Genomic DNA, 17,255 nt, shown 5'->3' on the forward strand with positions numbered 1-17,255 from the left:
AGCAACCACTGGATATGCCCATGCTGCAAGCCCTGCCCGAGCTGCCCGCCCAACCGGCCGGTCCTGGCAGCTTTCCTCACCAGACCCCGCAGGCGCTGAGGGCCTGGTGCGAAGCGCTACCCGGCAGCGAGCCCGAGCTCGGCATCCGACAGCTGGGGGACGCGGTGAACACACTCAACGCCACCGCCCTGCGCCCCGGTCTGCGGGCCTCGCTGCTGGAGATCCTGGAAGACCATCTACTGCCCCTGCTGCCGGCGCTGGAGCGCCTGCTGCGCCAGCGTCCACTCCCGCTAGGCGACCGCAGCCGGGAGCGCGCCGAAAGCCACAGTACCGTGCTCCATGCCCTGGTCCAGGCCGAGCTGCTGGTCGTACGCGAACGCATCGACACCGTCGACGCTCGCCATCGCGAGCGGGTGGCGCCCCACCTGCAAGCGGCCGTCACCCTGCTCGCCGCCTTGAGCGTGCACTATTGGCGACTGTACCAGCCAATGCCTTCGGGGCATTGGCAACAACTCTTCGACCTGCTGCGGCTGGCCCGATCCCAGGGTCTGGCCAACGAAGCGGCCGCCACGCAGAAACGTCTTGGCCCCCTGTCGGTCGACACCATCGAGAGCGTGGTGGCACGCCTGATGGTATTGAGCAACACGGACACGAACGCCCTAAAGATGGGTGAGATCGACATCCTGGCCCACTGGATCGACAAGCTCCCGATGCAGTGCCGCGCCGCCCCTGACCCCACTCAGCATCCGGAACTCCCGGTTCTGCGCTGCGATCTCGATCGCGACCATGCCCCAGGCCTGGTCCTGCGCAGCAGCCCCCCGACCGACTCCGCCTGTTTCGTCGAACTGGCGCCGGTTCTGGAAGAGCTGCGCGAACATCCGGATCGCCTGGAACCCGGTACCCACCAGGACGCAAGCCCCCTGGCTGAGCACCTCCTTCGACTGTGGTCGCATCTGCCCACCCGCCGTCACAGCCGTGAACGCACCCAGGATCAGCAACGGGTTTGTGTCCTCGGGCTGGAGCGGATCCACGGTTTCCTGCTGGCCGACATGGAGACCCAGCGCCAGGAACGGGAAGCGCCCACAGAAGGCGATCCGGATGAGGGTCGACCACAATCTCTGCAACAACGCGACCGCGGGGTCAGCGTCTTTGCGATGTCCCAGGCGGCCTTGCGCGGCTCGGATCTCGCGCTGGCCGACAGCCCGCAGTCAACCGGTCGTACCCAGGACCTTCGCCCCCTGATGGACGACACCCCAAGCGGCAGCGCCACGGCCTGGGAAGACGTCAGTCGGGGGCTCGAGATCTCTTCGCGGAACGATCCACAGGGTCCGATCACCAAGCGCCACCCCCCGGAACATTGGCGGGTCGACGACGTCGGTGCCGGCGGTGTTCGCCTGAACCTGGACGCGCCCCAGCAACCCCTGCTAATCGGCGACCTGGTCGGACTGCGCGCGGTAGACGGGCACCGTTGGACGGTGGGCGTGCTGCGCTGGATCCGTTACGACGACGCCCCCGACAACGACAGTGGTGCCCGTATCAGCATCGGCGTGGAGCACCTGGCCAACCGTTGCCTGCCGATGCAGATTCAGGACTACCGCAATGGCATTGCCGCCGGGGTACCGCACCCCGGCCTTTTTGCCCCACAACGCACCGATGCCGAAGGGGCCGCGTTGTTCCTCCCGGCGCAGGTGTTCGACCATGAGAAACACGTCGTCTGCTGGCTGAACGGCCGCGCACGTGTCCTCGAGCTGGACAATGAGCGCACAGGCACTACGCTGTTCACCGAAGTGGGCTGCCGTATGACCGCCCTGGAGGTCACCAAGCCGCCCGACGAGGATTTTGGGGTCAACAACGGACCCGCCCTCGAGAATGACGACGGACCGCCATTCACGACCCGCAACCGCGACGATCAAGCCCCATGAACGAGACCATTCGCACCCTCTTCGTCACCAGCAACCCCAATCGGGCGGAAGAGGTCATCAGCAACATACGCACTCGCGGTAACGCGATTCGCCCGGAACAGGTCTCTACTACGGACGCCCTGGCCGAGGCGCTGGAAAACCGGCGCTTCGATGTACTCGTACTCATCGAACCTGGCCTCGGCCTGACCCGGGAACACATCGACGAGGCCCTGCTGGCCTCCGGCCGCCGCACGCCCGTCATCGTTTTGACTGAACGCGCTGAGGCGGAGCGGCTGGATGATTACGAGGCGGGTGCCTATGCCGTTGTGGACCACGAACTGAACGAGCTCGCCAGTATCCTTACCGTTCGCGCCGCCGAGCAATTCCAGCTGCGCCAGCAGATGGCGCGTATCGACACCTCGTTGCAGGAATCGGAGCGCCGCTGTCAGCTTTTGCTGGATAACTCGCGCGACGCGATCGCCTACGTGCATGAGGGCATGCACATCTACGCGAATGCCTCCTGGCGCGAGCGGTTCGGGATTGCCGATCCCGAAGAGATTGACGGCCTCCCCCTGATGGACCTGATCGCCCCGGAAAGCCGGGACGAACTGAAGGCCCTGCTGCGACGCTTCCAGAATGGCGAGGAGGGCGAGCAGGCGCACCAGGCCTTCCAGCTGCAGTCGTTTGACGGCACCCCGTTCGAGGCCAACCTGCGCCTGTCCACCGCCAGCGTCGAGGGCGAGGCCTGCACTCAGGTCCTGCTGGACTCGGCCCAGGAAGATCCGGAGCTGGCGGAAAAGATCGACTACCTGTCGCAACGCGATCTGGTCACCGGGCTGTACAACCGTCAGCACTTCACCGGGATGATCGAGGCCGCTCAGACCCAGGCCGCCCAGTCGGAGAAACCATTTGCCCTGGTGACCCTGGCGGTGGACCGATTCACCGATATCCGGGCCAACGTCGGGATGTCCGCCAGTGACCTACTACTGGCCGATATCGGCAAGCTGATCGAGGACCACTTCGCCGAACCCGCGATCGCGGCCCGCCTGGATGGCGAGCACTTCGGCATCCTGATTCCCGACACCCGCCGCAACGAGGTCGAATCCCGCATTCATGGACTGATGGAGGCCGTCACCGGGCGCGTCTTCGAACTCAGCAATGCCTCCACCAATTGCACCCTGTCGGCCGGGGTCGTGATCGCCGACGAGGCCGCAGCGAACGCCGAGGAACTGCTCGCTCAGGCAGACCGCGCGCTGCAGAAGGCCGTGGAGGTCGGCGGCGGAGCCCACCGCTTCTTCCGCCCAGCGGAAGGCGAGATGAATCAGGCCCAGGCCGACCAGCAGTGGAAGCTGCGCATCCAGGATGCCCTGGATCACAACCGCCTGGAACTGCTGTACCAGCCGATCGTAAACCTTCACGGGGCCGATCGACCGCGTTACTCCGTCTTCGTGCGTCTGCGTGATGCCGAAGGGCATGTCCACGAACCGGACGCCTTCCTGCCCAGCGCCGAACGTACCGACATGGCCACCCCCATCGATCGCTGGATCCTGAAGACGGCGCTGCAGGTCCTGGCGGAACAGCTCAAGCAGGATCCGGGTACTCAGTTCTTCCTGAAGCTGACCACCGGCTCACTGGGCGACCCCTCGGTCGTCAGCTGGCTACACGACGATCTGCATACCCTGCGCGTCCCGGCCGACAACGTGGTTGTCGAGCTGAAAGAGCCAACCGTCGTCACCCACCTCAAACCGTCCATGCACGTCGCTCGCGGGCTCCAGGAAATGCACGGCCACCTGTGCATCGACGACTTCGGTAACGGCCTGAACCCATTCCAGCTGCTGCAGCACCTGGAGGCGGACCACATCAAACTGGACCCGTCCTATGTGAAGAACCTGGCGGAAAGCGACGAGAACCAGCAGGTCATCCGCGAATACACCGAGGCGGCGCACGCCAAAGGCAAGCAGGTCATCGTCCCTTATGTCGAGGACGCCAGCGTACTGGCCGTGCTCTACAGCCTGAACGTGAACCTCGTCCAGGGCTACTTCCTGCAGGCCCCCATGACGGCACCGACCTTCGACTTCTCCTCGACCTGAGCCCCGCGCGCACGCACTCCACTTTCCACCACAGAGCGCACAGAGAACACGGAGAAGGGCAAAGGACTGTTCAACACGAAGCGCACGAAGGCACGAAGAACCTCGTTTGCCGGTCACGGTTCTCGTATCCGACTTCGCACTGACCTCCAGCACCCCACTACAAGCCCGGCCATTCTGCGTGAACTCCGTGTCCTCCATAGTGAGTTCGCCCTCAGCCCTTCCTTCGTGTCTTCGTGCGCTTCGTGGTCAACCAACCGCCCTTGACCTAGTATCCACGAGCCCCCGCCCTGGAAGGCACCCCAACGCAACAGGCCCCGGCGGAAACCGGGGCCCGTGCGGAACAGCGAGAGCATTTCGGGAAGGGGCTATTTCGACCAGAAGTTCAGGTCTTCGAAGAAGCCTTTCACGCCGTCCAGCCAGGATTGCTCCTGCGGGCTGTGCTTGGTGCCACCGGCCTGGGTCGATTCATCAAACTGGCGCAGGAGCTGCTTTTGCTCCTTGGTCAGGTTGATCGGCGTTTCCACCACCACGCGGCAGATCAGGTCACCGACCCCGCCGCCATGCACGGACTTCACGCCCTTGCCCTCAACCCGGAACTGCTTGCCGGTCTGGGTCTCCGCCGGAACCTTGAGCTTGACCCGTCCATCCAGCGACGGGACCTCAAGATCACCCCCTAGCGCGGCCGTCGCGAACGAGACCGGGACCTCGCAATGCAGGTCCGAACCGTCGCGTCGGAACAGCTTGTGCGGCTTAACCCGCACCTGCACGTAGAGATCGCCGGGCGGGCCCCCGTTCATGCCCGCCTCGCCCTGGCCGGCCAGGCGGATCCGGTCGCCATTGTCCACTCCGGCCGGGATCTTCACATCCAGAGTGTTCTGCTCCTGCACCCGGCCCTTGCCGTGGCAGGACTTGCAGGGGCTGGAGACGATCTTGCCCGAGCCCTCACAACGCGGGCAGGTCTGCTGCACCGAGAAGAAACCCTGCTGAATGCGCACCTGCCCCACACCATTACAGGTCGGACAGGTCTCCGGCGAGGTCCCCGGTTCGGCGCCGGATCCGTCGCAGGCCTCGCAGCTCACCGTGGTCGGGATGCGGATCTTCACCTCGGTGCCGAATACGGCCTCTTCCAGGTTCAGATCCAGGTTGTACTGCAGATCGGAGCCCCGGTAGGCCCGTTGGCCGCGGCCGCCCCCGCCACCCCCGAAGATGTCCCCAAAGATATCCTCAAAGATATCGCTGAAGTTGGAGGCCCCAGCCCCGCCGCCGAAGCCGCCGGCACTGCCATCCACCCCAGCGTGGCCGTAGCGGTCGTACGCCGCGCGCTTCTGATCGTCGCTGAGGACGTCATAGGCGGAGCGCGCCTCCTTGAACTTGGCCTCGGCCTCCTCGTCCCCCGGGTTGCGGTCCGGGTGGTACTTCATCGCCAGGCGACGGAAGGCCTTCTTGATATCGGCGGCCGAGGCGTCCTTGGAGACACCCAGCACTTCGTAGTAGTCGCGTTGAGACATGGTCATTCCCTGCTAAATCGTTTGCGCGAACGCACAACGCCTTCACGCAAACGCCCGGGGTCATGAGGGAAACACTGATTAATGTACACGCTCGCGCTCGAGTCGCTTTTGCGTGCGAACAAGGCGCGGTGACTGCCGTGCAGTCATTCTGCACAAGGGAACCGCAACGCCGTGCGCGCGCAAAAGCGGCCGAGCCCCTGCATTGGATGATTTGTGGGGTTGGCACCCCAGGTTCCCCGATCCTGCGTTGCGCCGCTTGCGGGTAGAACCACTACCCGCTGCGCGACGCGCCTTGTCTCGGAAAACCTGGGGTGCCAACGCGAGTGTGTACATTAATCAGTGTTTCCCTGGTACCCCGGGCGCGGCGTCCGAGCAGTACCGGCGGGACGCGGCGCCCCACCGGCTGCGGCATCAGCCCTGCTTTTTCTGGTCGTCGTCGACTTCCTCGAACTCGGCGTCCACGACGTCGTCGGTCTGCTGGCCGCTATCGGCCTGCTCGGCCCCCGCCTCGCCCGCGGCATCCGCACCCTGGGCATAGGCCTTCTCGGCCAGCTCGCCGGAGGCCTCCGCCAGCTTCTGGGTGGCCTGTTCGATGGCATCGGGATCGTCCCCTTCCATCGCGGTCCTGACCTCGGCCACGGCCGACTCGATCGCCGTGCGCTCCTCGTCGGAAACCTGGTCTGCCAAATCCTTCAGCGACTTCTCGGCCGAGTGCACCAGGGCATCGGCCTGGTTGCGCGCACCGACCAGCTGCTGGAACTTCTTGTCTTCCTCGGCATGGGCCTCGGCATCCTTGACCATCTGTTCGACTTCTTCGTCGGACAGGCCGGAGGAGGCCTTGATCACGATCTTGTTCTCCTTGCCGGTGGCCTTGTCCTTGGCCGAGACGTTCAGGATGCCGTTGGAGTCGATGTCGAAGGTGACCTCGATCTGCGGCACACCGCGCGGCGCGGCCGGGATGTCCTGCAGGTCAAAGCGGCCCAGCGACTTGTTGGCGCTGGCCATGTCGCGCTCGCCCTGCAACACGTGCACGGTCACCGCGGTCTGGTTGTCGTCGGCGGTGGAGAACACCTGGTTGGCCCGGGTCGGGATGGTGGTGTTCTTCTCGATCAGCTTGGTCATTACACCGCCCATCGTTTCGATACCGAGCGACAGCGGGGTCACGTCCAGCAGCAGCACGTCCTTGACGTCGCCGCCCAACACGCCGGCCTGGACCGCGGCACCCACGGCGACGGCCTCGTCCGGGTTCACGTCCTTGCGCGGCTCCTTGCCGAAGAACGCCTGCACCGCCTCCTGCACCTTGGGCATACGGGTCTGACCGCCGACCAGGATCACGTCGTCCACCTCGGAGGCGGACAGGCCGGCATCCTTCAGCGCGACCTTGCACGGCTCGATGGAGCGCTTGACCAGGTCCTCGACCAGGCTCTCCAGCTTGGCGCGGGTGATCTTCAGCGCCAGGTGCTTGGGCCCGGTGTTGTCGGCCGTGATGTACGGCAGGTTGACCTCGGTCTGCTGGCTGGAGGACAGCTCGATCTTGGCCTTCTCGGCGGCCTCCTTAACGCGCTGCATCGCCAGCGGGTCGCCCTTGATGTCGATGCCCTGATCCTTCTTGAATTCCTCGACCAGGTAGTCGATCAGGCGGTTGTCGAAGTCTTCGCCACCCAGGAAGGTGTCACCGTTGGTCGCCAGCACCTCGAACTGGTGCTCGCCATCCACCTCGGCGATCTCGATGATCGAGACGTCGAAGGTGCCGCCACCCAGGTCATACACGGCGATCTTGCGATCCCCGCGCTGCTTGTCCATACCGTAGGCCAGTGCGGCCGCGGTCGGCTCGTTGATGATGCGCTTGACCTCGAGCCCGGCGATCTTGCCGGCGTCCTTGGTCGCCTGGCGCTGGGAGTCGTTGAAGTAGGCCGGGACGGTGATCACCGCCTCGGTCACGGTCTCGCCCAGGTAGTCCTCGGCGGTCTTCTTCATCTTCTGCAGCACGCGCGCGGAGATCTCCGGCGGGGCCATCTTCTTGCCCTGCACCTCGATCCACGCGTCGCCGTTGTCGGCCTTCACGATGTTGTAAGAGACGAGCTTGATGTCCTTCTGGACCTCGTCTTCCTCGAACTTGCGCCCGATCAGGCGCTTGGCCGCGAACACGGTGTTCTGTGGGTTGGTGACCGCCTGACGCTTAGCGGACTGGCCGACCAGCACCTCGCCGTCGTCACTAAACGCGACGATGGACGGAGTGGTGCGGGTGCCTTCGGCGTTTTCGATCACCTTGGCCTGATCGCCTTCCATGACGGCGACACAGGAATTGGTGGTACCGAGGTCAATACCAATGATCTTGCCCATGACTGAAATCTCCTGATGCGAAAAATTTTTTCCGGCAGCACGTGTTCGTCTGCCAACTTGTACGGGAATCTGGGGCCTCGGGCCGGGTTTTCAAGGGGACCGTGTCGATATCCCCGAAACCCGTCCCGGAAACACGGCGTCAGGCGCTCTCGTCAATATTCGGAGAGGTCGGCGCCTTGGAGACCACCACCATGGCCGGGCGCAATACACGGCCCTGCAGCAGGAAGCCCTTCTGCATGGTGGCGACCACGGTATTCGGCGGGTTTTCCGGATCTTCCTGCATGGACATCGCCTGGTGGCGTTCCGGGTCGAAACGCTGGCCGGTCGGGTCTTCGGACTGGATGCCGAACTTCTCGAACACGCGGGTCAGATTCTTCAGGGTCAGCTCGGCGCCCTCGATGATGCGCTCGACATCCTTGGACTCGCGCGCGGCCTGCAGGCCCATCTCCAGCGAGTCGCACACCTCCAGCATCTCGGAGGCAAACTTCTCCATCGCGTACTTGTGCGCGTTCTCCAGCTCTCGCTCGAAACGCCGGCGCTGATTCTCCAGTTCCGCCTGCGCGCGCAGGGCCTGATCGCGGCGCTCTTCGGCCAGGGCCTCAAGCTCCTGCAGCCGATCGTCCGTGCCGCCGTCGCCCTTACTATCGGCACTGGGCGACTCTTCGTGTCGGCTCTCGAGCTCTTCCGGCTGTTCCTGGGGTTCCCGCTGTTCGGACATGATGGCCTCGCGAATCGAAAAAAATGGGACCGCCCGCCCGGTGTACGACCGGCAGGCAGGGTGAATTCGGGTTGTCTAGCGGAAGTTTGGGGGCACGCGTAGTGGTTTCAAGGGCGCGGAACTACTTCTTCGCATCGTTGGCCGGATCGCCCAGCGCCGAACCGAGCAACCGGGCGGTCACATCCACAATCGGGATCACCCGGTCATAGGACATGCGCGTGGGCCCAATGACCCCCAGCACGCCGACCACTTCACCATCCACGCTGTAGGGAGCGGTTACCACCGAACAGTTCTCGAACCAGTCGAGCCCTGATTCGCGACCGATAAAGATCTGCACTCGGTCGCTGCGGATGCACTGGTCGAGGATGCCAAGGATCTCCTGTTTCTCGTTGAAGGCCTCCAGCAACTGGCGCAGGCGTGCCATATCCGCCAGCTCCTCGTAGCCGAGCAGATGCGTCTGGCCGGCCACGACCACGTCGTCCGGATCTTCGTCGCCGACCGCCTTCTCGCCCAGGTCGATCGCGGCCAGCATCATCGCGTCGAGGTCGTCGCGCACTTCGCGCATTTCGCGCAGGAGTTCAGCCCGCACCGTATGCAGGCTCTTCCCGGCCAGATGGGCGTTCAGGTAGTTCGCCATGCGCTGCAACTCGTCCTGGTCGAAGTCACGCTCCAGCTCCAGGACCCGGTTTTGCACCTCTTTACCATCAATCACCAGGATCGCGAGGACGCGGCCCTCGCCGAGACGCAGAAACTCGATCTGACTGAGCGCCACGTTGCGATGCCGAGGCAGACGCACCATCCCGGCCATGCGGGTGACCCTCGAGAGCAGGTTACTGGTGGCATCCATCAGGTCCTGGGTGCTGGCATTCGGGTCGAACCCGGACTGGATCGCACGGATGTCCTCCGGCGACGGGTTACGCACCTCCAGCAGGCTGTCGACGAACAACCGGTAACCGGCCGGTGTGGGAATACGACCGGCCGAGGTGTGTGGCGAGTGGATCAACCCCATATCCTCGAGATCCGCCATCACGTTGCGCACAGTGGCGGCACTCACGCTCAGCCCGGAGGTTCGGGCCAGGGTGCGCGATCCGACGGGCTGACCATCCCGGATATAGCTCTCGATCAGGGTCCGCAGCAGGGTGCGGGCCCTGGCGTCCAGATTGATCGTTGCGTTTTCCATGGATCGTCAGCGCTCCACTCGGTCGAGTGCTACAAAGGTACAGTCTTGGATGGTGCCGGAAGTACGTCAAGGGAAACACCGATTAATGTGTCCCTGTAAACCCCGGATGCAGTCGCGGGCCCTTTTCCGGATAATGCCGGCATGATGCCAGACTTCAACAAGGTCGGACTGGTCGGCAAGACCAGCGATTCGCGCACCGCGCCGCTGGTCGCGACGCTGGTGGGCCTGCTGCAGGAACGCGGACGCCAGGTCTTCATGGAACAGGAGATCGACGGCTTCGAGCGCCCGGGCCACGTCGACCTGCTGCCCCTGGAAGAGCTGGCCCAGGCGGTCGATCTGCTGATCGTGATTGGTGGCGACGGGACCTTGCTGGCCACCGCCCGCGAGGTGGCCGACGCCGACACGCCGCTGCTGGGGATCAACCTGGGTCGACTGGGTTTCCTGGTGGACGTCTCCCCCGACACGGCCCCCGAGGAGCTGGGCGAGGTCCTCGATGGGGCCTTCGAGCGCGAACCGCGCGCGATGCTGGAGGCGGAACTAATCCGCGACGGTGTCACCATCCACCGCGGCATCGCCCTGAACGATGTGGTCCTGCACGTGCTGAGCGTGGTGCGCATCATCGAATTCGACACCGCCATCGACGGCATGGATGTCGGCCGTCTGCGCGCCGACGGTCTGGTGGTGGCCACCCCAACCGGCTCCACCGCCTACGCCCTGTCCGCCGGAGGGCCGATCCTGACCCCACAGCTGGACGCGATGGTGCTCGTACCGGTCTGCCCGCACAGCCTGAACCATCGCCCGCTGGTCGTCAGCGGTCGCTCCACCATCGAGATCCGACTGTCCAGTGGCAGCCGCTCGCCGGCCCAGATCGCACTGGACGGCCAGGAGAACGTGGATTTTGCCCCCGGCGACCTGCTCCGCATCCACCGCCGCGAGCAAGCGCTGACGCTGATCCATCCCCGCGAACATCACTTCCTGCGCGTGCTTCGCACCAAGCTGCGCTGGGGCGAGCAACCCTGATCTCATGCTGCGCCTGATCAGCATCCACGACTTCGCGATCATCGACCAGCTGGAACTGGAGCTGGACACGGGCCTGAGCGCCCTGACCGGCGAGACCGGGGCCGGCAAGTCCATCCTGATCGACGTGATCGGGCAGCTGCTGGGCGACCGCGCGGACGCCGGCATGGTGCGCGAGGGCGCCGAGCAGGCCGATCTCTCCGCGGAATTCGCCCTGCCCGACGAGGGCCCGGCCACCGCCTGGCTGGCCGAACAGGAGCTGGGCGCCGACGAGGACGACCACGTGCTTCTGCGCCGGGTCCTCACCCGCCAGGGCAAGAGCCGCGCCTGGATCAACGGACGCCCGGTCGCCGTTGGCCAGTTACGCACCTTGGGCGAATGGCTGGTGGACATCCATGGCCAGCATGCCCACCAGCAGTTGTTGCAGCGCGACACCCAACGCCACTGGCTGGACGGCTTTCTCGAGGGCCACCCGGTCGCGACCGTGCGCGATGCCTACCGCGCCTGGCGCGAGGCCGCCCGGGCGCTGGAACAGGCACGCGAGGCCCAGGCCGACACCTCCGACCGTCTCGACCTGCTGCGCTTCCAGACCGGCGAGCTGGCCGAACTGGCGCCGGTCGCCGACGAGTACCCACGGCTCCTGAGCGAGCAAAACCAGCTCGCCCACGGCACCGAAGTCCTGACCGCCCTGCAAACGGCCAGCCAGCAGATCGAGGACGACAGCGGGCTGGACACCCAGCTCAGTCAGGTCCTGCATGCCCTGCAGGATGCCGTGCAACATGACGAACGGATCCAGCCGGCAGTCGAACTATTGGAGTCCGCCCGCATCCAGATCGACGAGGCCGGCGACACCCTGCGACGCCTCGCGGACAGCGTCGAGCTGGACCCGGAGCGCCTGGCCGAGCTGGACACCCGGGTCAGCGAATACCTGCGCCTGGCGCGCAAGCACCACGTAGACCCCGAGACCCTGCCAGGCCTGTACGACGAACTCCAGGCGGAGTTGGACGCCCTCGAGAACGGCGGCCAGACCGTAGAGGCGCTGGAGGCGCGCGAACAGGAGACCCGCAGCGCCTTCGACACCGCCGCTACGGCACTTACCCAAGCCCGCCAGCACGCGGCAGAGCACATCGGCCAGGCAGTCACCGACACCATGCAGGAACTGGGCATGGCCGGCGGCCACTTCGAGATCGGCATCGAACCCGCCGACAAGCCGCAGGCGCACGGTCTCGACCAGATCGAGTTCCGCGTGGCCGCGAACCCGGGCAGCGCACCGCAGCCGATGGCCAAGGTCGCCTCCGGCGGCGAGCTCTCGCGCATCGGCCTGGCCCTTCAGGTTCTGGCCAGTCAGCAACAGACCGTGCCCACCCTGATCTTTGACGAGGTGGACAGCGGCATCAGCGGCGCGGTGGCCGAGGTGGTTGGGCGCAAACTGCGGACCCTCGGCGAGCGCCATCAGGTCCTCTGCGTCACCCACCTGGCCCAGGTCGCCGCGCAGGCGCATCACCAGTTGGAGGTGCAAAAGACCCACGCCGAGAACGGGACCCGCACCGCGATCCAGCCCCTGGACGACGAGCACCGTGTGGAGGCCCTGGCGCGCCTGATCGGTGGGAGTCAGCTCACCGAGACCACCCGGACCCACGCCCGCGAACTCCTCGCCGCCGCCGGGTAGGAAGGCCCTGTTTCGGCGTTTCAGGGTGCGGTCGAGGGAAGCGAGACGCACCGTTCACCGGCGGCCGGGATCAAGAGGGAACGCGGTAAGCGCCACGACCGGGTCAGGCGTTTGGCGGCCATGTCCCTTCGGGAAGGTAACGCGCGCCAGATGGCAACTGCGGCATCCAGTACACCCACAAGGCTCTCGGGCCACCCTCGGTTCGAGCCGACACCAGCGCCCGGCGGTACTCCCCGCGGCCATCGGGGCGCACGCCTTCAAGGGTGTCCACCGGCGGCAGGGTCCGCGCAGGATCGGGCAGGCGAATCCACTCGCCGTGGATGGCACCCCAGTGGGCCTCCGGAGCCTCGGGAGACGCAGGCTTAGGGGGTCGGTGCTGTCGGCCCGCGTCGCGCGCCGGGTCGGGGCTAGCTTCCAGCAGGACCTGGCTTGGCGGGATCTGCACGGCCGGATAGCCCACAGGCAGGTGATACAACCGCCCGATGATCGTCGCGGGCTGGATGCGCACGGCCTCGGCGCAGAACGCGCGGTGATTCGCCAAGCCACGCTTGAGCGTGCCGTAAACGAACAGGTCCACCACCCGCGACACGGCTACTCCTGCGGCTGGCGAACCATTGGGGTCCAGCGACGAGCCGATTCCGGCTCCTGTCCCGGCCAGTCCACCACGTAGTCGATCAGCGGCAAATCGGGCGCCACGCTCTCGCCGATCACGCGACCGGCCACCGAGACCCTCGCCGCGCGCACGCTGTCCGGATCGCCGCTGAGAAGGGGATGCCATGCGGGCAGTGGCTTGCCCTCGAAGCGCAGCCGGTAGGCGCAGGTCGGCGGTAGCCAGTTGTACTGCGACAGGTCTTCGAGGGTGAGCTGGATGCAATCCGGTACGAACTCACGGCGGTTTTCGTAGTTCGAGCAGTAGCCACTTTCGCAATCCAGCAGATCACAGGCCAGCCAGGTGAAGGCCAGCTCGCCCGAGTCCTCGTCCTCCAACTTATGCAGGCAACAACGCCCGCAACCATCGCAGAGCGCCTCCCACTCGACATGCGTCAGCGTGTCGAGGGGACGCTCCCAGAATGGCCGGTCCGGGCCCGGGGCGCGTTGCTCACTCATGATCCCCGTGATCCTCGCCCAGACGGCGACGGCCCTCATCGTGCAGGCGCTCTACCGTCTGCCCCCAGCGTGCCTGGGTGACGTAATGCATCAACACACGGCCGCGCCGCGGGACCAGAATGGCCAGCCCGTACTCGGGGTAAAGCCAGTAGCTGTGATCGGAATCGATACGCATGCGTTCGCGCGGCTCGCCGAAACGCTGGGTGATCACATCCTCAGTCCAATGCGCTCGCGGGATGTAGCTCATCTCGACGACCGGCACATTGCCGAGCGACGTCAGGGCATCATCACTGAGGCCGTAGCGACGGGCGCCGCTGGGCATCGGACGCACGGAGGTCGTCTCCGACTCGATCCGGTCCAGCGCCGCCTCGTCCAGGTCTGGGCGCAGGATCAGGTTGGCCTCGAACGGCGGGATACGCGCGTTCGAGTAGTAGGCCTCCACCGAGCGCGAGCCGTCGGCATCCACGAACAGGCGGATATCCGGCACCGGCAGACGGCCCATCATATCGGCCATCGTGGTCTCGCCAAGGACGATCCCCATGACCCGCGTGCGCTGGCGATCACCGACCTCGATCTGCCAGGGCAGATCGGAGAACTGCTGGGTGCGCGTCCCGCCCGGATTGGAATAGACCCACATCGCAAGAGCCATAATGACCGCCATCGCCACCAACCCGATGATCCAGCGTAAGTGCATCGCGCGATTCCCCTTGAAGACGTAAAGCCCGGACATGGCGGGCGCGGCACACCGGCTCGTATAATGCGCCGCTTACTGCCCACCGGATAACAGCCCGCCATGTTCGCACGTTTGTCAGCCTGGATCACCGCCCGCTCCGTCCCCGACGACAGCCGTGGGCGCATTCTGATCCTGGCGCCAGGGGCCACCCTGCAAGCAGCCACCGACTGGCTGCACGAGCTGGCAAACCAGGTCGGCCCCGTGGCCCTGGGCGCCACCGATTGCGGCCATGACCGCGAGGTCGAGGGCCTGGTGGCCAGTCTCCCGGCCTTGGCCATGACCCCAGACCTGGCAGCCTCCCGCCTCGCACGACTGAGCCCCCGCGCCGTGCTGGTCCTGGGGAGTCAGGACATCGCCGCCCTGGGGCACGTCCTGATGTCGATCCAGGCACCCTGCATCTGGATCAACGCCGAGGGGCCGGGCCCCGAGGGCGCCGAATGGAGCGCGGTGTTCACGACGCGTGCGGGTGCAACGCCCACTGACATCGCCCAGGTGATTGGGGACCCAATTGCCGGCGCCGTGGACCTTCCCGCAGCCCCGGGGGGAGATGACGCCTTTTGCGAACGCTTCCGCGAATACCACGAGAAGGGCCATCCCATCCTGCTGGCCCCGAACACCGGGCCGGGTGAGGAGGCATTCGCCTTCGCCGTGCTGTTCGCGGTGCTGCGCAAGACGGCGGCCATCCTGTTGCTCGCTCCCGCCGACCCCGAACGGCACGAACCGGTGTATCGCGATGCAATCAAGTACTCACTGCCGATCATCCGTCACAACCGCTTCATGACCTCCTTCGTCCCGCGCAAGAACCGGGTGTACTACATCGAAGACCCCGAGACCCTGCGTGCAGCCTACACCTGCGCCGATATCACGCTGCCCGGCGGGACCCTGGCCGCCAGCGAGACGCCGCCAGACCTGGGTCTTCCACTCGCCTGCGGCAGCGCCGTAATCTGTGGCCCGGCGGCCCATGAGCGGCATCCGGATGCAGCCACTCGCCTGCGTATGGCCGCCGAGCACACTGGGCTGGTGGCGCGCGGCGAAGACCCCGAGGCGGTGGCCGCCGAAGTGCTGGCGCGCCTGGACGAAGGCATCGACCATGAGGCCCGCCGCCAACGCCTCGACGAATGGCAGGCTCGCCAGGCGCATGCGCGCGCAGCCGTTCGCGAGCACCTGGAGTCCTGCCTCCGACGCACCTGAGGCGCCCCGCCCTTCGCCGCAGGTGAAATGCAACTAATTGATCTATAATCGGGTCATACGATTCGAGCGACGCACAAGCGAGTATGGATCCATGATCGACGGCAGCGCCGCCCTGAAGGGCATCCAGAATGGTGTGACCAGCCTGCGCCAACAGGCCCATACGGTTGCGACCGAACAGGCCGGCAGCCGGGAAAGCACAGGCGCCCAGGTTGGCATGATCGCGAGCCAAAACCAGGTCGAGGCCTCGGTGAAGACCCTGCAGGCCGAAGACCGCATGATCGGCTCGCTTTTGGACGTGCGCGCCTAACCCCCCACCAGGAGGCTCGTCGAGGCATACGATGGAAGTCCCGGTTAGCAACCCCTCAGCTGCGGTACCGATCGGCACGCGCCCGACCGGCAGCGATCGGCTGGGCCTGGGGCAGCTGTCCACCCCGGCAGAATTCGAGCGCCCACTGAACGACCCCGAGGCCGGCGAGGCCCGGCGGCCGATCGAGGATCGCGCCGAACAGGAAGAAAACCGCGGCGGGGATGCCGAACAAGACCAGGGCCTGAGTTTCCCGCCCCGCTCGGAACAAGAAATGGCCTCGCGCGCCCGCGTCGCGGCCCAGATCGAAGCCTTCCGCAACGGCGACGAGCCGGCCGCACCCTCCGATGGTGGGGTGCTGGGCGGCGGCGGGGTCGAAGCCCTGCGCCGCCGTGTCGAGCTAGCCGTCAGCCTGGCCGGCCCCACGGAAGAGCCCCGCCGCGAACTGAACGTGGTGATCTAGCCCTCGGCTGATCAAGGTCAAGGGCTTGTTCACCACGAAGCTCACGAAGGCACGAAGAAGGGCAAGAAAGAGCGGATTACAGGAAGGCGGAGAGATTAGAAGAAGGGCATTGGGAGGTGTGTGGCGCATCGCCCTGAATCCCGGGGGCCCGGGCCACATCCCCGTCGCCGCAATGCCGAACACCCCTCGGCGCCGAACAACCCCGTCATCGCGAGGCGCGCCGCGGCGATCTGCGCGAAAACCTTGAGTGTTTCCGTATCGGAGCATAGCCCTTGTAGCCGCGTCCGAGGCGTTTGACCATCTGGCTTGAGTGGCGGCTACTGCAGACGCGGTGCGGGCGGCTTTGCCTGTGCCTGGTTTTGCAGCCATTCCTGGGCGCGCTCGCCCGCATGCAGACGTTCATCAGGGCTCAATTCGCGGGCGACGCGCTCGCGGTGGCGGGCGGCGCTGGCCACGCCCATCTCGGCGGCAATGGCATACCACTTGAACGCCGAGACATCGGAACGCTCGACGCCCTCGCCCATCGCGAACAAACGCCCGAGGTTGGCCGCGCCCCGGCCTTCACCCGCCTCGGCCGCGACCAGGTACCACTGCGCGGCCTGTTCGGAGTCCTGAGGCAGGCCTTGTCCTTCGTCGTATTTGACACCGAGGTTGAACATCGCCTGGGCATTGCCGCGTTCCGCCGCGATATGGAACCAACGCGCGGCCTCGTTGGGATTCGCCGGTACACCATCGCCCTGCTCGAACAACACGGCCAGGTTGAAGGCCGCATCCGGAAAGCCTTCCTCGGCCGCGCGCTGGTACCACTGAGCAGCCTCCACCGGATCGCGCGGGAGAAACTGGCCCTCGTCCAGCAGCACCCCCAGGTTATAGGCGCACTGGGGGTCACCGCCCTCTGCGCCCTGACGCCAAAGCGTCATCGCGGTGTCATGTTGACCCTGGTTCCAGGCATCTCGCGCCTGATCAAGCAAGGAATCGATTGAGGAAGGTTGCGCCATCATGTCCGGTCCGAGATTGTCCGGCTTCACTTT

Annotated in this window: 15 protein-coding genes; 7 read left to right on the plus strand and 8 right to left on the minus strand. The window is 65.8% G+C overall.

The genetic code is table 11. From position 1 onward, the window contains the following. The first annotated feature begins 20 nt into the window (after positions 1 to 20). Complete coding sequence (locus D002_RS0111245) at positions 21 to 1,922, plus strand: hypothetical protein (RefSeq protein ID WP_018142027.1); 1,902 nt, start codon at positions 21 to 23, stop codon at positions 1,920 to 1,922. Beyond that, the gene (locus D002_RS0111250) at positions 1,919 to 3,991 is read left to right on the plus strand and encodes an EAL domain-containing protein (RefSeq protein WP_018142028.1); all 2,073 of its coding nucleotides are present in this window, start codon (positions 1,919 to 1,921) and stop codon (positions 3,989 to 3,991) included. The genes D002_RS0111245 and D002_RS0111250 overlap by 4 nt, the downstream gene beginning before the upstream one ends. A gap of 365 nt (positions 3,992 to 4,356) precedes the next feature. On the opposite strand, the gene dnaJ is transcribed toward D002_RS0111250, so the two are convergent. The 4 genes from dnaJ to hrcA all read right to left on the minus strand — a co-directional run bounded on the left by dnaJ (position 4,357) and on the right by hrcA (position 9,740). Next, entirely contained in the window at positions 4,357 to 5,505 is a 1,149-nt protein-coding gene (gene dnaJ, locus D002_RS0111255) for a molecular chaperone DnaJ (RefSeq protein WP_018142029.1), read from the minus strand. Between the two features lie 405 nt (positions 5,506 to 5,910). Then, on the minus strand, positions 5,911 to 7,842 hold the full coding sequence (gene dnaK, locus D002_RS0111260; protein WP_018142030.1) for a molecular chaperone DnaK: 1,932 nt from the start codon (positions 7,840 to 7,842) through the stop codon (positions 5,911 to 5,913). A gap of 139 nt (positions 7,843 to 7,981) precedes the next feature. Continuing rightward, on the minus strand, positions 7,982 to 8,560 hold the full coding sequence (gene grpE / locus D002_RS0111265; protein WP_018142031.1) for a nucleotide exchange factor GrpE: 579 nt from the start codon (positions 8,558 to 8,560) through the stop codon (positions 7,982 to 7,984). A gap of 121 nt (positions 8,561 to 8,681) precedes the next feature. Then, positions 8,682 to 9,740, minus strand: a complete 1,059-nt coding sequence (hrcA, locus tag D002_RS0111270; RefSeq protein WP_018142032.1) for a heat-inducible transcriptional repressor HrcA — start codon at positions 9,738 to 9,740, stop codon at positions 8,682 to 8,684. Positions 9,741 to 9,881: 141 nt separating this feature from the next. On the opposite strand from hrcA, the gene D002_RS0111275 reads away from it, so the two are divergent. Continuing rightward, complete coding sequence (locus tag D002_RS0111275) at positions 9,882 to 10,760, plus strand: NAD(+) kinase (protein ID WP_018142033.1); 879 nt, start codon at positions 9,882 to 9,884, stop codon at positions 10,758 to 10,760. Positions 10,761 to 10,764: 4 nt separating this feature from the next. Further along, on the plus strand, positions 10,765 to 12,426 hold the full coding sequence (recN, locus tag D002_RS0111280) for a DNA repair protein RecN (RefSeq protein ID WP_018142034.1): 1,662 nt from the start codon (positions 10,765 to 10,767) through the stop codon (positions 12,424 to 12,426). 103 nt (positions 12,427 to 12,529) lie between these two features. Here recN and D002_RS0111285 read toward each other — a convergent pair whose 3' ends face one another. From D002_RS0111285 to D002_RS0111295, 3 genes are read right to left on the minus strand one after another with little or no spacing between them, the layout of a single operon-like run. Beyond that, a complete protein-coding gene (locus tag D002_RS0111285; protein WP_018142035.1) occupies positions 12,530 to 13,015 on the minus strand; it encodes a gamma-glutamylcyclotransferase in 486 nt (161 codons plus the stop codon). Positions 13,016 to 13,017: 2 nt separating this feature from the next. Continuing rightward, on the minus strand, positions 13,018 to 13,533 hold the full coding sequence (locus D002_RS0111290; RefSeq protein ID WP_018142036.1) for a YcgN family cysteine cluster protein: 516 nt from the start codon (positions 13,531 to 13,533) through the stop codon (positions 13,018 to 13,020). Further along, positions 13,526 to 14,227, minus strand: coding sequence for a hypothetical protein (locus D002_RS0111295; RefSeq protein ID WP_026181680.1), 702 nt, complete (start codon positions 14,225 to 14,227; stop codon positions 13,526 to 13,528). The genes D002_RS0111290 and D002_RS0111295 overlap by 8 nt, the downstream gene beginning before the upstream one ends. A gap of 99 nt (positions 14,228 to 14,326) precedes the next feature. Between D002_RS0111295 and D002_RS0111300 the strand changes: the two genes are divergently transcribed. The 3 genes from D002_RS0111300 to D002_RS0111310 all read left to right on the plus strand — a co-directional run bounded on the left by D002_RS0111300 (position 14,327) and on the right by D002_RS0111310 (position 16,224). Continuing rightward, positions 14,327 to 15,457: a hypothetical protein gene (locus tag D002_RS0111300; RefSeq protein ID WP_018142038.1), complete on the plus strand. Its 1,131-nt coding sequence runs from the start codon at positions 14,327 to 14,329 to the stop codon at positions 15,455 to 15,457. Between the two features lie 91 nt (positions 15,458 to 15,548). Further along, positions 15,549 to 15,764, plus strand: a complete 216-nt coding sequence (locus tag D002_RS0111305; RefSeq protein ID WP_018142039.1) for a hypothetical protein — start codon at positions 15,549 to 15,551, stop codon at positions 15,762 to 15,764. Between the two features lie 31 nt (positions 15,765 to 15,795). After that, positions 15,796 to 16,224, plus strand: a complete 429-nt coding sequence (locus D002_RS0111310) for a hypothetical protein (protein ID WP_018142040.1) — start codon at positions 15,796 to 15,798, stop codon at positions 16,222 to 16,224. A gap of 317 nt (positions 16,225 to 16,541) precedes the next feature. Here the strand turns inward: D002_RS0111310 and D002_RS0111315 are convergent, their stop codons facing one another. Beyond that, positions 16,542 to 17,222: a tetratricopeptide repeat protein gene (locus D002_RS0111315; protein ID WP_026181681.1), complete on the minus strand. Its 681-nt coding sequence runs from the start codon at positions 17,220 to 17,222 to the stop codon at positions 16,542 to 16,544. Positions 17,223 to 17,255: the final 33 nt, after the last annotated feature.

The organism is Thioalkalivibrio sp. ALJ7 (assembly GCF_000376865.1).
Lineage (GTDB): Bacteria > Pseudomonadota > Gammaproteobacteria > Ectothiorhodospirales > Ectothiorhodospiraceae > Thioalkalivibrio.

Excerpts from the sequence above, each read along its gene's own strand:
- D002_RS0111295 (WP_026181680.1), bottom strand. The coding sequence starts at position 14,227 with ATGCACTTACGCTGGATCATCGGGTTGGTGGCGATGGCGGTCATTATG.
- hrcA (WP_018142032.1), bottom strand. The coding sequence starts at position 9,740 with ATGGAAAACGCAACGATCAATCTGGACGCCAGGGCCCGCACCCTGCTG.
- D002_RS0111250 (WP_018142028.1), top strand. The coding sequence starts at position 1,919 with ATGAACGAGACCATTCGCACCCTCTTCGTCACCAGCAACCCCAATCGG.
- D002_RS0111315 (WP_026181681.1), bottom strand. The coding sequence starts at position 17,222 with ATGGCGCAACCTTCCTCAATCGATTCCTTGCTTGATCAGGCGCGAGAT.
- D002_RS0111245 (WP_018142027.1), top strand. The coding sequence starts at position 21 with ATGCTGCAAGCCCTGCCCGAGCTGCCCGCCCAACCGGCCGGTCCTGGC.
- D002_RS0111310 (WP_018142040.1), top strand. The coding sequence starts at position 15,796 with ATGGAAGTCCCGGTTAGCAACCCCTCAGCTGCGGTACCGATCGGCACG.
- D002_RS0111290 (WP_018142036.1), bottom strand. The coding sequence starts at position 13,533 with ATGAGTGAGCAACGCGCCCCGGGCCCGGACCGGCCATTCTGGGAGCGT.
- D002_RS0111305 (WP_018142039.1), top strand. The coding sequence starts at position 15,549 with ATGATCGACGGCAGCGCCGCCCTGAAGGGCATCCAGAATGGTGTGACC.
- recN (WP_018142034.1), top strand. The coding sequence starts at position 10,765 with ATGCTGCGCCTGATCAGCATCCACGACTTCGCGATCATCGACCAGCTG.
- dnaK (WP_018142030.1), bottom strand. The coding sequence starts at position 7,842 with ATGGGCAAGATCATTGGTATTGACCTCGGTACCACCAATTCCTGTGTC.
- D002_RS0111300 (WP_018142038.1), top strand. The coding sequence starts at position 14,327 with ATGTTCGCACGTTTGTCAGCCTGGATCACCGCCCGCTCCGTCCCCGAC.
- D002_RS0111275 (WP_018142033.1), top strand. The coding sequence starts at position 9,882 with ATGATGCCAGACTTCAACAAGGTCGGACTGGTCGGCAAGACCAGCGAT.
- grpE (WP_018142031.1), bottom strand. The coding sequence starts at position 8,560 with ATGTCCGAACAGCGGGAACCCCAGGAACAGCCGGAAGAGCTCGAGAGC.
- dnaJ (WP_018142029.1), bottom strand. The coding sequence starts at position 5,505 with ATGACCATGTCTCAACGCGACTACTACGAAGTGCTGGGTGTCTCCAAG.